Annotated in this window: 17 protein-coding genes and 1 pseudogene; 12 read left to right on the forward strand and 6 right to left on the reverse strand. The window is 60.8% G+C overall.

Annotated features, from left to right (window positions below):
- Positions 1-56: 56 nt before the first annotated feature.
- Positions 57-1,145, reverse strand: a complete 1,089-nt coding sequence (locus C8E00_RS09160; protein WP_133697154.1) for a proline racemase family protein — start codon at positions 1,143-1,145, stop codon at positions 57-59.
- The gene (locus C8E00_RS09165; protein ID WP_133697156.1) at positions 1,142-2,305 is read right to left on the reverse strand and encodes a zinc-binding dehydrogenase; all 1,164 of its coding nucleotides are present in this window, start codon (positions 2,303-2,305) and stop codon (positions 1,142-1,144) included. The genes C8E00_RS09160 and C8E00_RS09165 overlap by 4 nt, the downstream gene beginning before the upstream one ends.
- 204 nt (positions 2,306-2,509) lie before the next feature.
- Here C8E00_RS09165 and C8E00_RS09170 point away from each other — a divergent pair, with 204 nt between their 5' ends.
- The 3 genes from C8E00_RS09170 to C8E00_RS09185 are packed head-to-tail and all read left to right on the forward strand — an operon-like array spanning position 2,510 to position 4,936.
- A complete protein-coding gene (locus C8E00_RS09170) occupies positions 2,510-2,788 on the forward strand; it encodes a type II toxin-antitoxin system RelE/ParE family toxin (RefSeq protein WP_133697159.1) in 279 nt (92 codons plus the stop codon).
- Positions 2,789-2,796: 8 nt separating this feature from the next.
- On the forward strand, positions 2,797-3,444 hold the full coding sequence (locus C8E00_RS16840; protein ID WP_341765847.1) for a HigA family addiction module antitoxin: 648 nt from the start codon (positions 2,797-2,799) through the stop codon (positions 3,442-3,444).
- The gene (locus tag C8E00_RS09185) at positions 3,368-4,936 is read left to right on the forward strand and encodes an MFS transporter (protein ID WP_208291903.1); all 1,569 of its coding nucleotides are present in this window, start codon (positions 3,368-3,370) and stop codon (positions 4,934-4,936) included. The genes C8E00_RS16840 and C8E00_RS09185 overlap by 77 nt, the downstream gene beginning before the upstream one ends.
- Positions 4,937-5,004: 68 nt before the next feature.
- Here the strand turns inward: C8E00_RS09185 and C8E00_RS09190 are convergent, their stop codons facing one another.
- Positions 5,005-5,514: a zinc ribbon-containing protein gene (locus C8E00_RS09190; protein ID WP_133697161.1), complete on the reverse strand. Its 510-nt coding sequence runs from the start codon at positions 5,512-5,514 to the stop codon at positions 5,005-5,007.
- A 178-nt stretch (positions 5,515-5,692) separates the two neighbouring features.
- Between C8E00_RS09190 and leuS the strand changes: the two genes are divergently transcribed.
- The 4 genes from leuS to C8E00_RS09210 all read left to right on the forward strand — a co-directional run bounded on the left by leuS (position 5,693) and on the right by C8E00_RS09210 (position 10,416).
- A complete protein-coding gene (gene leuS / locus C8E00_RS09195; protein WP_133697164.1) occupies positions 5,693-8,263 on the forward strand; it encodes a leucine--tRNA ligase in 2,571 nt (856 codons plus the stop codon).
- A gap of 56 nt (positions 8,264-8,319) precedes the next feature.
- Positions 8,320-8,814 carry an LPS-assembly lipoprotein LptE gene (locus C8E00_RS09200; protein ID WP_133697166.1) on the forward strand — a complete coding sequence of 165 codons (495 nt, stop codon included), beginning with the start codon at positions 8,320-8,322 and terminating at the stop codon, positions 8,812-8,814.
- Complete coding sequence (holA, locus tag C8E00_RS09205; protein WP_133697168.1) at positions 8,811-9,869, forward strand: DNA polymerase III subunit delta; 1,059 nt, start codon at positions 8,811-8,813, stop codon at positions 9,867-9,869. The genes C8E00_RS09200 and holA overlap by 4 nt, the downstream gene beginning before the upstream one ends.
- A 70-nt stretch (positions 9,870-9,939) precedes the next feature.
- Positions 9,940-10,416 (forward strand): DUF488 domain-containing protein, encoded by a 477-nt coding sequence (locus C8E00_RS09210; RefSeq protein ID WP_133697171.1) that lies wholly within the window; start codon positions 9,940-9,942, stop codon positions 10,414-10,416.
- Between the two features lie 120 nt (positions 10,417-10,536).
- Here the strand turns inward: C8E00_RS09210 and C8E00_RS09215 are convergent, their stop codons facing one another.
- Positions 10,537-11,040 carry an HPP family protein gene (locus C8E00_RS09215; protein ID WP_243833140.1) on the reverse strand — a complete coding sequence of 168 codons (504 nt, stop codon included), beginning with the start codon at positions 11,038-11,040 and terminating at the stop codon, positions 10,537-10,539.
- Positions 11,041-11,150: 110 nt separating this feature from the next.
- Here C8E00_RS09215 and C8E00_RS09220 point away from each other — a divergent pair, with 110 nt between their 5' ends.
- The 3 genes from C8E00_RS09220 to C8E00_RS09230 all read left to right on the forward strand — a co-directional run bounded on the left by C8E00_RS09220 (position 11,151) and on the right by C8E00_RS09230 (position 14,918).
- Positions 11,151-11,735 (forward strand): TetR/AcrR family transcriptional regulator, encoded by a 585-nt coding sequence (locus C8E00_RS09220; RefSeq protein ID WP_133697174.1) that lies wholly within the window; start codon positions 11,151-11,153, stop codon positions 11,733-11,735.
- A 164-nt stretch (positions 11,736-11,899) separates the two neighbouring features.
- Positions 11,900-12,796: a glycine betaine ABC transporter substrate-binding protein gene (locus C8E00_RS09225; protein ID WP_133697177.1), complete on the forward strand. Its 897-nt coding sequence runs from the start codon at positions 11,900-11,902 to the stop codon at positions 12,794-12,796.
- A gap of 82 nt (positions 12,797-12,878) precedes the next feature.
- Positions 12,879-14,918, forward strand: coding sequence for a CocE/NonD family hydrolase (locus tag C8E00_RS09230; RefSeq protein WP_133697179.1), 2,040 nt, complete (start codon positions 12,879-12,881; stop codon positions 14,916-14,918).
- 83 nt (positions 14,919-15,001) lie between these two features.
- Here C8E00_RS09230 and C8E00_RS09235 read toward each other — a convergent pair whose 3' ends face one another.
- Entirely contained in the window at positions 15,002-15,265 is a 264-nt protein-coding gene (locus C8E00_RS09235) for a Txe/YoeB family addiction module toxin (protein ID WP_133697182.1), read from the reverse strand.
- Entirely contained in the window at positions 15,258-15,518 is a 261-nt protein-coding gene (locus C8E00_RS09240; RefSeq protein WP_075368827.1) for a type II toxin-antitoxin system Phd/YefM family antitoxin, read from the reverse strand. The genes C8E00_RS09235 and C8E00_RS09240 overlap by 8 nt, the downstream gene beginning before the upstream one ends.
- 91 nt (positions 15,519-15,609) lie before the next feature.
- Here C8E00_RS09240 and C8E00_RS09245 point away from each other — a divergent pair.
- Positions 15,610-16,140 (forward strand): annotated as a pseudogene (locus tag C8E00_RS09245) (cytosine permease); the annotation flags it as partial.
- Positions 16,141-16,367: 227 nt separating this feature from the next.
- Entirely contained in the window at positions 16,368-17,624 is a 1,257-nt protein-coding gene (codA, locus tag C8E00_RS09250) for a cytosine deaminase (RefSeq protein WP_133697185.1), read from the forward strand.
- Positions 17,625-17,629: the final 5 nt, after the last annotated feature.

Below are 17,629 nucleotides of genomic sequence, written 5' to 3' on the forward strand. Positions count from 1 at the left end.
CGACGTGGCACGCAGGCACCTGTGCGCCGCGTCGTGCCCGAGGCGGAGGGACGTCGCTAGTCGACCGGAGACGCTTCCCCGGCAGCCGGCAATGCGCCCTCAGTCTTGCGATGACCGCTGGTGACGATATGGTGCAGGCTGCCGCACTCCACCAGCGGATCGTTGCAGTTGATGACGATATCCGAACGCGCCAGCATGTGAGCCTTGCCGGTGATGGTGTTCTCGGCCACCTGGTGCGTGCCTTCCTGGCGCGAGCCGGTGAACTCGCCGATGAAGCCCGTGCCGCGCAGAGACACGGTCTCCAGCTTGTCCCCTGGCTGCAGGCTGCCCTCATGATGCATCAGCGCCAGGCGCGCCGAGGTGCCCGTCCCGGTGGTGCTGCGGCAGATCACGCCCGGGTGCACATAGGTCGTCGAGCGCGAGCGAAAGAAACCATCCGCGACATGCTCGACCGGCCCCATGAAATGCAGGAACGGCAGTGGCCCCACATCGCCCAGGGTGTAGTGCGAGAAGCCGCGCTCGGCCTGGATCGCCTCGACGATGGCATGGGCGCACTCCGCCAGCCGTGACTCCTCGTCCCGGTTCAGCGAGAAGCCGAGTTCGGTAGCATCCACCATGGCGTAAAAGCCTCCGCTATAGGCGACGCTGTAAGTCACGTCCCCGACCGAGGGCACATGGATGCTGGCCCGGTAGGTGTCGATGTAACTGGGGAGCCCTTCGCAGGTGATGCTCTCCACGACGCCGTTTTCCACCCGTGCCTCGATATGCACCAGGCCGGCGGCGGATTCCAGGATGAAGCGCTGGTACCCTTCGCTCTTGGGCACGAGACCGCTTTCCAGCACGGCCGTGGCCGTACAGATGGTGTTGGACCCGGAATAGATGGGATAGCCCATCACTTCCATGATGATGTAGCCCACTTCAGCGTGCGGGTCGCTGGCGGGCACGAGGAGATCCACCGACATCTCGGGAATGCCATAGGGCTCGCTGAGCAACAGCTGGCGCAGGCCATCGGCATCCTCGCGAAGATATTCCATCTTCTCGCGCACCGTGTTTCCCGGCAGCGGGTCGATGCCACCGGTCACGATACGGCTGACATCACCGCCAGCATGCAGGTCGATCAGTTGCAGCGTCAGTTTGTCGCTCATTTGCCTTCCTTCAATGCGTAGGGTGCGCCATGCGCTTGCCACTGCGAGTCCGGGACGATCACGATTTTGCCCAGGTAATTGCTGTTGCGATTGACGAAGTAACGCTCGGCATCGTGCAGCTCGGAGAGCTTGAATGCCGCATGCAATACCGGCGTCAGCTGCCCCTCACGAATCCAGGCCACCAGTTGTTCGGCCTCGTCGCGCGTGCCGTGGGAGACGCCGAATATCTGCACCTGATACAGATAGATCCGCGTCCACATGATCTCGCTGAGATTGCCGCCGCTCGCGCCGGCGATGCTCAGGCGCGGATACGTGGTGCGGCGCGTCATATCGAAGATCATGGTGTCGATGAAACGATCGGTCATCTCGCCACCGACCAGATCCATGACCGCATCGATGGGCGCCCCTTGCGTCAGGGCCTTCACCTTCTCGGTGAAATCCTCCATGTCCGAGCGGTCCAGTACGGCTTCCGCGCCCAGCGCTAGAAGTGCCTCCGCCTTGTCCGCTTGGCTCAAGGCATACGGCGTCGCCCCCATGATCCGACAGAGCCGAATCAAGGCCGTGCCTACCCCGCCACTGGCACCGGTCACCAGGACGTTTTCCCCGGCTTTGACGTTGGCCGCGTTCAACATGTGCAACGCGGTCTGATAGGAGCACATCCCCATCGCCGCGAGTTCGGCATCGGCCAGCTCGGGATTGTCCACCGCATGGAACTGCGCCGCCGGCACGGCAATGTATTCGGCAAAACCGCCATCCGCGCCGTGTCCGTAATAGTCGGGCGTCAGGTTGATGTCGGGGCGTGCATCGGCGTAGATATTGAAATCCAGCAGTCCACGTTGGCCGATGCGTTCTTCGCTTACATCCTCGCCGACGGCCACCACGCGCCCGGCCACATCGGCGCCCTGGATACGCGGAAAGGTCAGCGTCGGGGCACCACCGATCTGGAACGAGGTCGTATCCCCTTTATCCTTGGTCGGATAAAGCCCCTCTCGCGCCTTGCGATCGGTGTTGTTCTTGGCCGTCGCGGTCACCTGCACCAGCACCTCGCCTTTGGCGGGCCTGGGGACGGGTACATCCTGCCGATAGACCAGCTTGTCGATGCCCCCGTGTCCGGTCAGCAACATCGCCGCCATCGCGTCGGGCAGCCCCTCGTCATGCATGCCTGTCTCCTCGTCTTGGTCGTGGTTGGGTCTTCGATCGTGTGTCGGGGTGCGACGATATCAAACTTTTCCTCATGCCCAATGGCCCGATCCGGAAACCATGTCCGAGCCCGACCCAAGGCACACCACGAGCCGGACCACGACGAAGGGGACGAGAAGCAACAGTCTCTCGCCATTCGTATAGCGAAGCTATACGCTACTCAAATGATCAAGAGCTTCCAACACAAAGGGCTGCGCAAGTTCTTCGAGACCGGCTCGACTGCCGGCATCCAGGCCAAGCACGCCACCAAGCTACAAATCCAGCTCACCGCACTGGATAGCGCGAAGGGCCCTGAAGACATGAATGCGCCAGGCTGGAGGCTCCATCCGCTCAAGGGCAGCTTGCACGGGCACTGGACCATCACTGTCAATGGAAACTGGCGACTTACCTTCACGTTCGATGGCGAAGACGCCATCTTGGTGAACTATCAAGACGATCACTAGGAGGCCACATGAACCGCATGCACAACCCCGCGCACCCCGGCGCCGTGCTGCGCGAGTACATCGGTGACATCTCAGTCACCGAGGCCGCCAAGCGTCTAGGCGTCACGCGCGCTGCGCTGTCTCGCATTCTCAACGGCAATGCCGGTATCTCGGCGGATATGGCACTGCGCCTTGAGCAAGCGCTTGGCACCAGTGCGGAGCTGTGGCTGGAGATGCAACTCAAGTACGAACTCTGGCAGGCGGCACAACGACCTCGCGCTCAGGTCCCCCCCCCTACACGCCGCAGGGTGACCGCTCAAACGACATCGCATTCAGGCCATCCAGCGCCAAGCAGGGTGGCTCCCTCCAATGAAGCGGTCAGGGGCGTCGAGTGCCTGACGCCCCTCACCCCCTTCCCTTGTGCCCTTTCTCTGCTCTCGGCCTTACCCGCTGGTCCGCGCGAAATAACGATGGCCGCAGTAATGGTAGGGCTCGAGGCGAGTGATCGACTCGAGCAAGACATCCGTCTCGCAGTGCACGCAGCGCATGCGGCCGGGCATTACAAAGTTACGCTCGGGCAAGAAGCCACTGAACGCAACCATGATGCCCTTCTTCCTCGTAGGCGCGGGGCTTATCGTCAACCTGGGCGCATACAAGAGCGTCGCTTCAAGCTATAAAGCGGTCGCTTTCACCATCGCTATATACGAATATTCGAGCTATCGTCCAAGAGATCTTATGCCTTGCGTCTTCACCAGCGACACAGGCTCCAACAACAACTTCGCCTTACATATCGCATGGAGCATGATCATGACTTCATCTACGCTTTCAGGCACACATAACACCGGCAATGTCAGTATCTCCACGCTAAGAAAGGTCATTGCTGCTTCAGCGATAGGCAACTTCGTCGAGTGGTTTGACTTTGCAATATATGGTTTTCTCGCGGTCATCATTTCGCAGCACTTTTTTCCTCCTGGCAACCCTACACTTGCCCTACTACAGACCTTCGCAGTATTCGCCGTTTCTTTCGCCCTCAGGCCCCTAGGAGGCCTCTTCTTCGGCATGCTGGGTGATAAGATCGGTCGCAAAAGAGTACTCTCGATAACAGTACTCATGATGGCTGGTTCCACGACACTGATTGGGCTACTACCGACATATACCAGTATCGGATTACTTGCCCCGTTTTTACTGGCACTGGCACGTTGCCTACAGGGCTTTTCAGCGGGAGGCGAATATGCAGGTGCTTGCGCCTTCGTGATGGAACATGCTCCTCAAGAGAAGAAAGCACGTTACGGCAGCTTTGTTCCTGTCTCCACGTTTGTAGCCTTTGCTACGGCCGCTGGGCTCGCATATTGCATTGACCTCGCCATGTCAGAAGCGACATTACAGAATTGGGGATGGCGATTACCCTTTTTAATGGCAGCACCATTGGGCGTGATTGGTCTGTATATGCGCCTACGGCTAGATGAATCCCCCGTCTTCCAGGTATTGCAGTCCCAACCCGTTTCTCATCATGCCCCCTTGCGGGAAACTATCCGTCAACACGGCCGCACTTTATTATGCCTGGGCGCCTTTATTTCAGCGACGGCCTTATCGTTCTATATGTTCACGACATATTTTACGACTTATATGAAAGTGGAAGGCGATGCCACGCGCACCGTTTCTCTATTGGCTAGTCTAGGGGCTCTCATCTTTGCCGCTTTTCTCTGCCCAATCATTGGACGCTATTCAGACTGGGTAGGCCGCCGCAAAACGATACTTACTGCGGGATTGAGCCTAATGATTGCAGTATTTCCAGCTTACTTACTGGCCGGAAGCGGAGAATTGTGGGGCGCCATGCTGGGTGCCATCATGATGGCCATAGGTGCTGTCATCTGTAACGTGGTCACCGCCGTATTGCTATCCGAACAATTCCCCACCCGCGTACGCTATACGGCCTCCGCCCTGTGCTATAACGTGGCGTACACTCTGTTCGGTGGTACAGCACCACTCATTGCGACTTGGTTAATTGATGTGACAGGGAACCCCCTTTCACCAGCGTTTTATCTGCTTATAATCTCACTTCTAGCGTTATGGGGCGGCATGAAGCTGCATGAATCGTCCAAACGCTCCCTACACGAAAATGCAGGTTGGGAAGAGCATTCGGAGCCACTTTCCATGAATCTGAACTAACCCAATAACGACGCCGTAGCTGGTCCAGCGCACCTTTCCAGTACGGCGTCTTTCCCTTACTCTCGGCCTTACCCGCTGGTCCGCGCGAAATAGCGATGGCCGCAGTGGTGACAGGGCTCGAGGCGGGTAATCGACTCGAGCACGACGTCCGTCTCGCAGTGCACGCAGCGCATGCGGCCGGGCACGGCCATCTCGCCTTCGACATAGTCGGCCCGCGCGGCTTCGAGATCGTCCTCGAAGCGAACCTGGTCGACGGTGGTGCGGTCGGCGATGGAAAAAAGCGCCTCGGTGACTCGCCGCGAAATGGTGCCCAGATCGATGCCCAGCCAGGTGGCGATGCCCTCGCCGCCCCGGGCCAGGAACCCCCGCAGGTCGCGCATGTCGCGCTCGATCCAGGCACGCAGCAGCGCCAGTTCATCCTTGGTGTAGGTCTCGAACTCCGCTTCGAACTCGATGGCATCGTCCATTTCGCGCTGCAATGATTCCCACGACAGGTCACCGGCGCCCTTCTCCAGCCGTTCGAGTACCCGCTCATAGGCGCGGCTCAGGCGATTCTCTTGCTCATGACGTTCGCTCATAATGCGTCTCCTGACTGTCGTCGAGGCCATGCCCCTACCTGTAGGCGCATGACTGGGGTATCCTGACGGCCTGTCGTAACATACGGACAACGTTCCGCCCAGCTCCGTTCTATCACATCGCGAGGCCGGGCGTTATCCGCTTCAAGCCAAGCCTAACGCAAGGTGCCAGATCAAACCGATGGACGCACAGTACACGCCGCACGCAACCGAATCCGCCGCCCAGACCTTCTGGGAAACCAACCAGTGCTTCAAGGCCGTCGAGGACGCGACCCGGGAGAAATTCTACTGCCTGTCGATGTTCCCCTACCCCAGCGGCAAATTGCACATGGGGCACGTGCGCAACTACACCATCGGTGACGTGGTTTCGCGTTTTCAGCGCATGCAAGGCAAGAACGTCCTTCAGCCCATGGGCTGGGACGCCTTCGGCATGCCCGCCGAAAACGCCGCGATCAAGAACCGGGTCCCGCCCGGCGCCTGGACCTATGACAATATCGATGCCATGCGCCGCCAGCTCAAGGCGTTGGGCTTCGCTTACGACTGGAACCGCGAATTCGCCACCTGCGACGTCGACTACTACCGCTGGGAACAGTGGTTCTTCACCAAGCTGGTGGAGAAAGGCCTGGTCTACAAGAAGATGTCCACGGTCAACTGGGACCCCGTCGATCAGACCGTGCTCGCCAACGAGCAGGTGATCGAGGGACGCGGCTGGCGTAGCGGCGCATTGGTCGAGCGCAAGGAAATCCCGCTGTGGTTCCTCAAGATCACAGACTATGCAGAAGAACTACTCGCCGATCTTGACGAGGTCGACTGGCCCGAGCAGGTCAAGACCATGCAGCGCAACTGGATCGGCAAGTCCACCGGGGTCGAGCTGACCTTCGAGGTCGCCGGCCAGGCCGACCCGCTGGTGGTGTACACCACGCGTCCCGATACGCTTTATGGCGCCACCTACATGGCCCTGGCCGCTGGTCATCCGCTGGCCAAGCAGGCGGCCGCCGACAATCCGGCACTGGCCGATTTCCTGGTGGAGTGCCAACACGGCGGCAATTCCGAGGCCGAGCTGGCGACCATGGAAAAGAAGGGCATGGACACCGGCTACAAGGCGATCCATCCGTTGACCGGCCGTGAAGTACCGATCTTCGTGGCCAACTTCGTGCTCATGGAATACGGCACCGGCGCGGTCATGGCGGTGCCGGCCCATGACCAGCGCGACTGGGAATTCGCCACCAAGTATGACATCGCCATCGAGCCGGTGATCGCCGACGCCGAGGGCAACGCACCGGACTTGTCCCAGAGCGCCCATGTCGAGCATGGCCCACTGATCAACTCCGGCGAGTACGACGGGCTCGACTTCGAGGCGGCCTTCGACGCGATTGCCGCCAAGCTGGAAGCCAACGGACAAGGATCGCGCAAGACCAACTTCCGTTTGCGCGACTGGGGTGTGGCCCGTCAGCGTTACTGGGGGGCGCCGATTCCGGTCAAATACGGCCCCGAAGGTCAAACCGTGCCGCTCACCGATGACGAGCTGCCTGTCGCCTTGCCGATGGAAGTCGAGGTCGACGCCACCGGCTCGCCACTCAAGAAGATGCCGGCGTTCTATGATCTCGGCGACGGCTGGACCCGCGAAACCGATACCTTCGATACCTTCATGGAATCGTCCTGGTACTACGCGCGCTTCGCCAGCGCCGACAACATGGAGGCGATGCTCGACGAGCGTGCCGACTACTGGCTGCCGGTGGATCTCTACATCGGCGGCATCGAGCACGCCATCCTGCATCTGCTCTACGCGCGCTTCTTCCACAAGCTGATGCGCGACTTCGGCCTGGTCGCGAGCGACGAGCCCTTCCAGCGCCTGCTCACCCAGGGCATGGTCATCGCCGAAACCTTCTATCGTCATAATGCCGACGGCAGCAAGGACTGGTTCAATCCCGCCGATGTCGACGTCAAGCGTGACGACAAGGGCCGCCCGGTGAGCGCCATCCTGCGCGAGGACGGCCAGCCGGTGGAGATGGGCGGCATCGAGAAGATGTCCAAGTCGAAGAACAACGGCGTCGACCCACAGGCGATGATCGATCGCTTCGGTGCCGACACCGTACGTCTGTTCATGATGTTCGCCGCGCCGCCGGAACAGTCGTTGGAGTGGTCCGATTCCGGCGTCGAGGGCGCGCACCGCTTCCTGAAGCGGCTCTGGAAGCTCGTCGCCGACCACGTCGACGCCGGCTCGCCCGCGGCCCTGGATGCCGACGCCCTGAACGACGACCAGAAGACGCTGCGCCGCAAGGCCCATGAAACCATCGCCAAGGCCAGCGATGACATCGGTCGCCGGACCACTTTCAATACCGCCATCGCCGCGGTCATGGAACTGGTCAACGCCATCGGCCGCTTCGAGGACACCTCGCCGCAAGGCCTGGCGGTCGCGCGCGAGGCCTTGGAAGCCTGCGTGTTGATCCTGGCCCCGATCGTGCCGCACGCCTGCCATGCGCTGTGGGAAGGCCTGGGGCACGAGACGCCGATCATCGATGCCGCCTGGCCAAAAGCCGACGAAGCCGCCATGGTCAAGGACAGCGTCGAACTCGCCGTGCAGGTCAACGGCAAGCTGCGTGCGCGCCTCGACGTGCCGGCGGCGGCCGACAAGACCGCCATCGAGGCCCAGGCGCTGGAGGCAGAGAACGTACGTCGCCACACCGAGGGCAAGACCGTGCGCAAGGTCATCGTCGTGCCCGGCAAGTTGGTCAACATCGTCGCCAACTGATCCGGCTCACTTGCCCGCTCCTTTGGGGGCGGGCCCCAGCCCGCAAGGAGGCCAGCGTGAAACGCCGCTCGCTCATTTCCCATGCTCTGATTGTGCTCGCTACCACCATGCTGCTCGCCGGATGTGGTTTTCAACTTCGCGGCATCGGCGACAACGCGTTCGACGTCCCCACCGTCGCCCTGTCCGCACCGCAAGGCGAATTGCGTGATGCCGTTGTCCAGGCGTTGGAGGGCGCTCGCGCCGGTCCCAGAGAAGACGCGTCTCTGCGCGTCAACCTGGGCGAGGAACGGATCAGCGAAACGTCCCTGACCATCGGCAACAGCGGTAGCCAGCAACGGCGACTGACGCTCAGCGTGCCGTTCTCGGTGCAGCGCAGCGAGGACAACGCCTACGTGCTCGATCAGCAGACCCTCGAGACCAGCACCACGCTGAGCGTCGATAACGACAACCTGCTCTCCCAAGGCGAACTACGCAATGAAGCGCTCGCTTCGCTCCGCCAGGAGGCGGCACGTCAACTCGTCAATCGTCTGCGCGCCCTCGAGATACCATGAAGGTCTTTCCCGACAAGCTGGACGAGGCGCTGGGCAAGCGCCTCCAGCCAGTGTACATCGTCGCCGGTGACGAGCCGTTGATCCACATGGAAGCATGCGATGCCATCCGAACTGCGGCACGTCAGCACGGTGTCGAGGAGCGCGAGGTGCTGCACGTGGAAAACGGCTTTCAATGGGGACGACTCACGGAGTCGGCCGCCAGCATGTCGCTGTTCGCCTCGAGCAAGCTCATCGAGCTGCGCTTGGGCAGTCAATCGCCAGGGCAAGAAGGTGCCAAGGCCCTCGACGCCTACGCGCGTCAGGCCAAGGACAGCGACGACATCCTGCTGATCAGCAGTGCGCGTCTCGACCGGCGCGCTCAGTCCAGCGCCTGGTTCAAGGCGTTGGACAAGATCGGCGTGTTCGTTCCGGTGTGGCCCGTGGATCATCAACGCCTGCACTTCTGGGTGCGGGATCGCGCGTCACGCCATGGGTTGTCGCTGGACATGGACGCGGCCCGCCTGCTCGGCGAGCGCACCGAAGGCAACCTGCTGGCCGCCGACCAGGAATTGCAGAAACTGGCGCTGCTCAATCCGCCCAATGCCCGGCTCGACGCACAGGCCATTGCCGGTGGCGTGGAAGACAACGCACGCTACGACGTCTTCACGCTGATCGACGCCTGTCTGCGCGGTGACCGCGTGCGCGTCTCGCGTATCGTCAGCGGATTGCGCGGCGAAGGCATCGAGGCGCCGGTGGTACTTTGGGCATTGACGCGTGAGCTGCGTATCTTTCTGTCGCTGGCACAGCACCTCGACCAGGGGCAGAGCCTCGATCACGCCTGCAAGGCACAGCGCCCGCCGATCCCCGACAAGCGTCGCCCGCTCTATCAGCAGGCGTTGAAACGGATGCCCCTCAAGCGGCTACACAAGCTATTATTGTTCGCACAGCGACTAGACCTGGCCATCAAGGGCGCCGCACCGTTACCCGTGTGGGAAGGACTTCACGACCTGTCGCTCACCCTGGCTGGCGGGCGCGGCCCCCTGGCCGAGATGGCATATTCCTACCGTATCGCCTAGATCGATACGATATGGGATAGGCTTACATTGCATCTGGCGAAGGGCACGTATCAGGCAAAGGAGAGATGGGATGTCTTATACGATCACACTCAAGCGTATCTACCAGGCTGCCGAAGAAGGCGATGGTGCGCGCGTGCTCGTCGACCGGCTATGGCCACGTGGCAAACGCCGCGAGTCGCTGGAATTGACCGACTGGTATCGTGACGCCTCGCCCTCCAACGCCCTGCGCCGCGCCTGGCACCAAGGCGACATCAGCGACGCCGTCTTCGCCCACCGCTATCGTTGGGAGATCGAGGACAATCCCGACGTGTTGCTGCCCCTCATGCGCTGGACACGCGAGGGTACGCTCACCCTGCTGACCGCCGCCAGGGAACCCCAGCACTCGCATCTTCCGTATCTACGCGACATGCTGCTCAAGGCATTGGAAACCGAGGATCAAGAAGCGGACGACCGCACACCCGCCTCATCGCCCTGCTACGCCGATCAGGTCAAGCCCGTCGACACCGACGACAACGCCTCTCCGGAGACCTCGCCGCCTCGTCACTGACCGTTATGGTAGGGCTCGCGGCGGCGCGACTCCGGGTCGCCCGCAGCGGGCAATACTGGCGCTATGGCATCGAGCATAAGCTGACCAGGCCCTTCCAACCTTGGACTAACATTTACTACCTTATACCCAATAGTGGGGCCACTCCTTGTCACGGCCGACGTTGTTAATGAACAAAGCGATTACCACGAGGACAACCGACCCTGCGAGTACCGGCGTGATCAAAAATTCCCAGTTATGTACGCCAGCCATCAGTACCACCAGAGGGTTAGCACCAGCTGGAGGATGTACCACTCTAAGCGCCTGCATGAGCGCGATGGCAGCACCTACGCCCACCGCCATCTGCCACATCCCATTTCCAAATGTCGCCATCATTGCCAGGCCTACTGCAGTTGCCACCACGTGGCCACCGATCACATTCCGCGGCTGTGCAAGTGGCGCTTGGGAGGCGGCGAACAAGAGAACGCATGTCGCTCCAAAGGGCGCCATCAGCAAAGGGACGCCCGCCAGTTGGGTAAGCAGAGACGTGGCCCCGATTCCGGCGATTCCACCGATCAGCCCAGTTAGTATTTGGAACGTGTCAGGGCGCGCAGGAGCAATACCTTTGCCTTTCATTTTGTGAAACATTCTAGACCTCTGTGTTAATATGTACAGACAGGTCTGTACAATATATACCTTTGGCCAGAATGGCAACGCTCATGAGGCTATGAGAAAATCTAATAAAATAGGTTTTGACTATGAATAAACGTGATGACGTCCTGAATGCCGCGCTTAGACTCTTTAACGAGCATGGCTATCATGCTGTTGGAGTGGATTGGATTCGTGATGAAGCTCAAGTTTCAAAGATGACCCTCTATAAATACTTTCCAAACAAAGAAAATTTGGTCGAAGAGGTGCTCAAACTGAGACACAGCCAGTTCAAAGATTCACTTGAAAGCGAGGTCTTTAGGCACTCCGAACCGTTAGAAAGGCTCAACGCATTTATCAACTGGCATGTCGCCTGGTTTTTCTCACAAGACTTTCATGGGTGCATGTTTATAAAGGCTACGGGGGAGTTCCATGATATTGAGAGCTTTTTGAAGGTGTCGCAAGCACACAAAGATTGGGTGGCCAGCTTGCTCACCGACCTTCTGAGCGATGCCGGAGTAGACTACCCTAGCTCCCTCTCCCAGCTTTTTGTCGTCACAATCGATGGCATGATCGTAAACGCCAGTATTTTCCACTCTCTTGAGCGTATCGAGTCGGCATGGAATCAACTTTGTAAAGCGGCGTCGCTGCCCAGCCTACCACTGAAAACGCCATCAAGATCATTTGTCATGTGACCTTTGCCTCCTCTCCTAATGTCGCTCATGCCACCATCTGTTGGCATTCGAAATCGCAGGCATCACGGATCTTCATCAATCACGGCAGCGGGGTGGGTTACTCTTGAGAGCGACGAAAGTCGCAATTCGAGAGCACTCTATAACAACAGAGGTATGTCGCTGCCATGAAGCATCTCATTACGATACTCCTGACGACGCTGGGACTGAGCCTTTCTGCCGCAGCTACGACAGCACAGGCGCAAGACGACCCCATCGTGGTCGGCGGGCTCAACTATACCGAACACCTGATTCTCACCTCGGCCACGGTGCAACTGCTCGAAGCCCACGGCTACGATGTCGACAAGCGCGCCGGGCTGGGCACCTCGGTGCTGCGCCAGGCGCAGGAGAACGGCCAGGTCGACCTCTACTGGGAATACACCGGCAATTCGGTGATCCTGTTCAACGACCAGCCGCAACCGGACAATGCCGCCGAGACCTACGCCACCGCCAAGCGGCTGGATGCCGAGAAAGGCCTGATCTGGCTGGAGCCCTCGGACACCAACAACACCTACGCGCTCGCCATGCGCGCGGCCGACGCCGAGGAACGCGACATCCATACCCTTTCGGATCTGGCCGCAGCCATGAACGACGGCGCCGACCTGACACTGGCCTCCAATGCCGAGTTCTACGCCCGCGACGATGGGCTGCGCCCGCTGCAGGACGCCTACGGATTCGCGTTTCCGCGCTCGAGCGTCAAGCGCATGGACTCGGGGCTGACCTACAACGCCCTGCGCGAGGGTGAAGTCGACGTGGCGCTGGTGTTCGCCACCGACGGCCGCAACGGCGCCTTCGACTTCGAGGTGCTCGACGACGACAAGCAATTCTTCCCGGTCTACCAGCTAGCCCCGGTGGTGCGCGAGGAAACGCTCGAGGCGCATCCCGACCTCGCGCCGCTGCTCAACGCGATGTCCGCCGCGTTGAGCGATGAGACGCTGATCGACCTCAATAGCCGCGTGGATGTCGACGACCAGGATATCGAAAGGGTCGCCCAGGATTTCCTGACCGAAAACGACCTCATCTGACCATTCGTTTCTACCGACCTCTTCCCGTCTTTCACCTGCGGGGCGATGCATGCATCGCCCCGTTCCGACGACAGGACACTCCATGTTTCCCAGTGGAAGCCAGCCCGATGCCCGGGAAGTGCGTGACTTCCCGCACCCGATCGTCGAGGAACCAGCAGTCTTCATCCCAATGCCCGACGGCAGCCGACTCGCGGCACGACTGTGGCGTCCGGCCGACGCCGAGACCCATCGCGTGCCCGCGATCATCGAGTGCATCCCCTACCGCAAGCGGGATGCCACCAGTGCCGACGACGAGCGCATGCACCCCTACTTCGCCGGCCACGGCTATGCCGCGCTGCGCATCGACCTGCGCGGCAGCGGCGACTCGGACGGCGTGCTCGAGGACGAATACCTGGCCAGCGAACAGGACGACATCGTCGCCGCGATCGCCTGGCTCGCCGAGCAACCCTGGTGCAGCGGCCGCGTCGGCATGCTGGGCATTTCCTGGGGCGGATTCAATTCGCTGCAGGTGGCCTCGCGCCAGCCGCCGGCACTCGGCGCGATCATCGCCGTCGGCGCCACCGTCGACCGCTATCACGACGACGTCCACTACAAGGGCGGCTGCGTACTCAACGAGAACTTCGGCTGGGCGGCCTCGTCGCTTGCCTTCATGTCGCGGCCGCCGGACCCCGCCTTGCGCGACGATTGGCGCGAACTCTGGCAGCACCGGCTTGCCCATCAGCCCTTCGTCGCCGAGAACTGGTTCGATCATCAGACGCGCGATGCCTACTGGCGCCACGGCTCGGTGTGCGAGGATTATTCGCGCCTGACCACGCCGACCCTGGCCGTCACCGGCTGGGCCGATGCCTACGTCAACTTCGTCGCCGAGATTCTCGAGCACGCGCCCTGCCCCCGGCGCGGCATCGTCGGCCCCTGGCCGCATGCCTACCCGCACCTGGCGATGCCGGGGCCGACCATCGGCTTCCTTCAGGAGGCGCTGCGCTGGTGGGACCACTGGCTGAAGGATCGCGACACCGGCATCATGGAAGAACCGCTGTACCGCGTGTTCTGTCCGTCCTTTTCCGAGGCCGACCCGCAACGCCTCGAGGTGCCCGGCGAATGGCTCGCCGAGACCCAGTGGCCGAGCCCGCACATCGCCTCCCGCGAGCTGGCGCTGGGCAACGGCGAACTGCAGGCCGCGGAAGACGACGCCGCCCGCCCCGGGGTGGTCAGACTGCGCGCGCCCGCCGACAATGGCCTGCAATGCGGCGAGTACATTCCCCACAGCAGCGGCCCCGAGATCGCCGGCGACCAGCGTAGCGACGACGCCCACTCGCTGACCTACGACACCGAGCCGCTGGATGCCGACACCGTGATCCTGGGGCGCCCCACGCTCTCGCTGCGGGTCAGCGTCGATCAGCCGCGCGCCAACCTGATCGTGCGCCTGTGCGACGTCTCGCCCGAAGGCGTGTCGCAACGCGTCTCCTACGGCGTGCTCAACCTCTGCCACCGCGACAGTCACGTCACGCCTTCCGAGGTGCCGCGCGATACGCCGCTCGACGTGACCGTGTCACTGAACCAGACCTGCTATCGCTTCACTGCCGGGCATCGGCTGCGCGTCTCGGTGACCACCGCCTACTGGCCGCTGGTCTGGCCGAGCCCTTACCCGGTGACGCTGACCCTGCACGAGGCCGGCTCGCGGCTCACGCTGCCCCAGCGAGCCCCCCACGACACGCCGCCCGTGCAGTTCGAACCGGCGGTGTTTTCCGGGCCCATGCAGCACCGGGTCGTGCGCGCGGGCGAACAGTCCCGGGACGTTACCCACTCGCTGACCGACGGCTGGACCCGACATGCCATCATCGACGACTTCGGCGAAATCGCCTACGACCACGGCCTGACCAACATCGCCTCGGCGGACGAGCGCTACGCCATCCACCCCGAGGCCCCGGCCACCGCGACCATGAGCAAGAGCTGGCGCCAGGCCTTTCAGCGCGACGGCTGGCAGGTACACACCGAGACCTGGGCAGCGTTGAGCTGCGACGCCGAGTGGTTCTACCTGGGGGCGCGCCTGCAAGCCTTCGAGGGCGACGAGCGCTTCATCGACCGGCGCTGGAAGACGCGACGCCGCCGTCGTTGGGTGTAATGTCAGGGGATGCCCGGTCCATGAAACGGGATGACGATTAATAGCGTCAGAACGCCCGAGACGCTGCCTCGGGCGTTTTATGTTCAATAGTGATACCTGCAGGATATGATCGTTATCGTGGCATCATCCACGGCATATACCAGACGGTTGGTCTCATCGATACGGCGTGACCAGAACCCTGTCATGTTTTCCTTGAGAGGTTCTGGTTTACCAATACCCTCAAACGGGGAGCGCTTCACGTCAGAAATTAGCTTGTTAATTCTTTTGAGGGTTTTTTTATCCTGACTTTGCCAGTGGAGGTAGTCTTTCCATGACTCGTCCGTCCAGCAGAGCAAGCGACTATTCATCCCCATCTATCAACTCACGCTCGGCGACTTTTCCAGCCTTGTATTGTGCAATTGACTTATTCAGATGTTCGGCATTGGCGGGGGAACGCAGCAGATGGACCGTTTCCATCAGGCCATTGTAATAGTCAAGCGACATTACCACCGCGTTCTCGGCATCACGACGCGTAATGACCGTGGTGTCGGCATCGTTGACCACGTTATCCAGTACTGCCTTGAGGCTATTGCGAGCCTCGGTGAAGGAAATAATTCTCATCGGCCCTCTCCTGTACCGTTTACTGTACAACTCTAGCCCAACCTGCCGACATGTACAATATCCTGTCTCACTCAACGCGTATCGTTTCTAGGTGACCGGCGCGCTGGGGGCTATGATCTACCAGCAGGCAGATATCGTCGATGTCATGCTGGCTCAGGGCTTCGTGGTGCTTGCCGTACTGATGTTGTTCCTCAACATCTGGACCACTCAGGACAACACCATCTACAACTTCGCCGTGGCCGGCTGCAACCTACTGCGCACCGACAAGCGCAAGGTGGTTACCGTGGCCGGCGCTGCCATCGGCACCGTGCTGGCCGTGGGCGGGATGTACAACCTGCTGATTCCGTTTTTGGTGCTGCTCGGTACCTTCATCCCACCGATCGGCGGCGTGATCATGGCGGACTTCTGGCTCAATCATAAGGGCCGGTATCCGACGCTGGCCGACGTCAATCTGCCCGCCTTCAACTGGATCGGCCTGGCCTCCTATGCGATCGCTTCCGGGATGGCTTACTTCTCCCCGATACTCCCGCCGCTGGTGGGCGTCATCGCCGCGGCCTTGTGTTACGGCATCCTGCTGAAGCTGCCGCTCACCAGCCCAGCGCTGGACCCGGCAGAGCACTGACATGGCGGTAACCCGCGCCGGGCTACCGCGCCCCGTTCGCTATACGACATGGTGGCCAACGGCTGTTTTACTACGATCAACTGGGTATCGCCCATCTGTTTGCGGCGGTCCCCTCGGCGACGCCTCCGTGCGGCTCAACCTGCAGAATGCTCTACTGATCGAGCAGATTCTATTCCAGCATCACGATATCGACAGCCACCTCTCTACGGCAGGAGATTACTCAAGAAATGTCCATGAAAATCGTTAACGCTCGCCTGCGCCAGAAATCCCAGCTCCACACCCTGGAGATCAGCGCTGGGCTGTTCAGCCAGATCAGCGAACAAGACAGCGTGATCGCTTGCCCCGAGGGCGCCATCGATGCCGGCGGCAAATTGTTGTGCGCACCGTTCGTGGAGCCGCATATCCACCTGGATGCGGCATTGACCGCAGGGGAACCCCACTGGAACCAGAGCGGCACCCTGTTCGAGGGCATCGAGCGCTGGAGCGAGCGCAAGCCAATGCTGCACGAGGCCGATATTCGTCGCCGCGTACTGGACACCATCGAGCTTCTGGTAGACAACGGCGTACAGCATATCCGCACCCATGCGGACATCTCCGACCCCAGTCTAGTGGGCCTGAAGACCCTCTGCGCGCTGCGCGACGAACTGAAAGAAAAGATCGATCTACAAGTGGTCGCCTTCCCCCAGGATGGCCTGCTCTCCTTCCCCAACGGCATGCCGCTGATGGAAGAAGCGCTGGAATTCGGTGCCGATGTAGTCGGCGGTATTCCGCATTTCGAGTACACCCGCGAGCTGGGCGTAGAATCGATGAAGACGGTGATTGAACTAGCGAAGAAGTACGACCGTCTGGTGGACGTACACTGTGACGAGATCGACGACCCCAACTCTCGTTTTCTCGAAGTCCTCGCCTGCGAGGCGTTATTCAATGAATTGGGCTCGCATGTCACCGCCAGCCATACCACGGCGATGCATTCCTACGACAACGCTTACTGTTCAAAGTTGTTCCGGCTGCTAAAGAACTCCGGCATCAATTTCATCGCTTGTCCCACAGAGAGTATCCACCTGCAGGGCCGTTTCGATACCTACCCGAAACGGCGCGGCCTGACGCGAGTAAAAGAGCTGCGTGAGGCCGGTATCAACGTCTGCTTCGCCGAAGATTCGATCTTCGATCCCTGGTATTCCTTGGGCAATGGAAAATTGCTGCGCAGTCTGGATTTCGGCCTGCATATCTGCCAAATGATGGGCTATCGCGATTTCGAAAATGCGCTGGATCTGATTACCGATAATAGCGCTCGCACTCTGAACATCCAGGATCGCTACGGCATCGAAACCGGCAAGCCCGGCAGTTTCATCCTGCTTGACGGGGAAGACGACTACAGCGTGCTGCGCAAGCAAGGCGACGTACTGCTTTCGGTGCGTCGGGGCGAAATCATCATGCAGCGTGAACCGTCTCGGGTAACCAGCGAGCGCTATGTGTCGGCCTGACTCGC

Origin of the sequence: Chromohalobacter marismortui, assembly GCF_004364315.1 — a bacterium.
In the GTDB taxonomy this organism is placed as follows: domain Bacteria; phylum Pseudomonadota; class Gammaproteobacteria; order Pseudomonadales; family Halomonadaceae; genus Chromohalobacter; species Chromohalobacter marismortui.

Excerpts from the sequence above, each read along its gene's own strand:
- C8E00_RS09160 (WP_133697154.1), bottom strand. The coding sequence starts at position 1,145 with ATGAGCGACAAACTGACGCTGCAACTGATCGACCTGCATGCTGGCGGT.
- C8E00_RS09165 (WP_133697156.1), bottom strand. The coding sequence starts at position 2,305 with ATGCATGACGAGGGGCTGCCCGACGCGATGGCGGCGATGTTGCTGACC.
- C8E00_RS09170 (WP_133697159.1), top strand. The coding sequence starts at position 2,510 with ATGATCAAGAGCTTCCAACACAAAGGGCTGCGCAAGTTCTTCGAGACC.
- C8E00_RS16840 (WP_341765847.1), top strand. The coding sequence starts at position 2,797 with ATGAACCGCATGCACAACCCCGCGCACCCCGGCGCCGTGCTGCGCGAG.
- C8E00_RS09185 (WP_208291903.1), top strand. The coding sequence starts at position 3,368 with ATGATGCCCTTCTTCCTCGTAGGCGCGGGGCTTATCGTCAACCTGGGC.
- C8E00_RS09190 (WP_133697161.1), bottom strand. The coding sequence starts at position 5,514 with ATGAGCGAACGTCATGAGCAAGAGAATCGCCTGAGCCGCGCCTATGAG.
- leuS (WP_133697164.1), top strand. The coding sequence starts at position 5,693 with ATGGACGCACAGTACACGCCGCACGCAACCGAATCCGCCGCCCAGACC.
- holA (WP_133697168.1), top strand. The coding sequence starts at position 8,811 with ATGAAGGTCTTTCCCGACAAGCTGGACGAGGCGCTGGGCAAGCGCCTC.
- C8E00_RS09210 (WP_133697171.1), top strand. The coding sequence starts at position 9,940 with ATGTCTTATACGATCACACTCAAGCGTATCTACCAGGCTGCCGAAGAA.
- C8E00_RS09215 (WP_243833140.1), bottom strand. The coding sequence starts at position 11,040 with ATGTTTCACAAAATGAAAGGCAAAGGTATTGCTCCTGCGCGCCCTGAC.
- C8E00_RS09220 (WP_133697174.1), top strand. The coding sequence starts at position 11,151 with ATGAATAAACGTGATGACGTCCTGAATGCCGCGCTTAGACTCTTTAAC.
- C8E00_RS09225 (WP_133697177.1), top strand. The coding sequence starts at position 11,900 with ATGAAGCATCTCATTACGATACTCCTGACGACGCTGGGACTGAGCCTT.
- C8E00_RS09230 (WP_133697179.1), top strand. The coding sequence starts at position 12,879 with ATGTTTCCCAGTGGAAGCCAGCCCGATGCCCGGGAAGTGCGTGACTTC.
- C8E00_RS09235 (WP_133697182.1), bottom strand. The coding sequence starts at position 15,265 with ATGAATAGTCGCTTGCTCTGCTGGACGGACGAGTCATGGAAAGACTAC.
- C8E00_RS09240 (WP_075368827.1), bottom strand. The coding sequence starts at position 15,518 with ATGAGAATTATTTCCTTCACCGAGGCTCGCAATAGCCTCAAGGCAGTA.
- codA (WP_133697185.1), top strand. The coding sequence starts at position 16,368 with ATGTCCATGAAAATCGTTAACGCTCGCCTGCGCCAGAAATCCCAGCTC.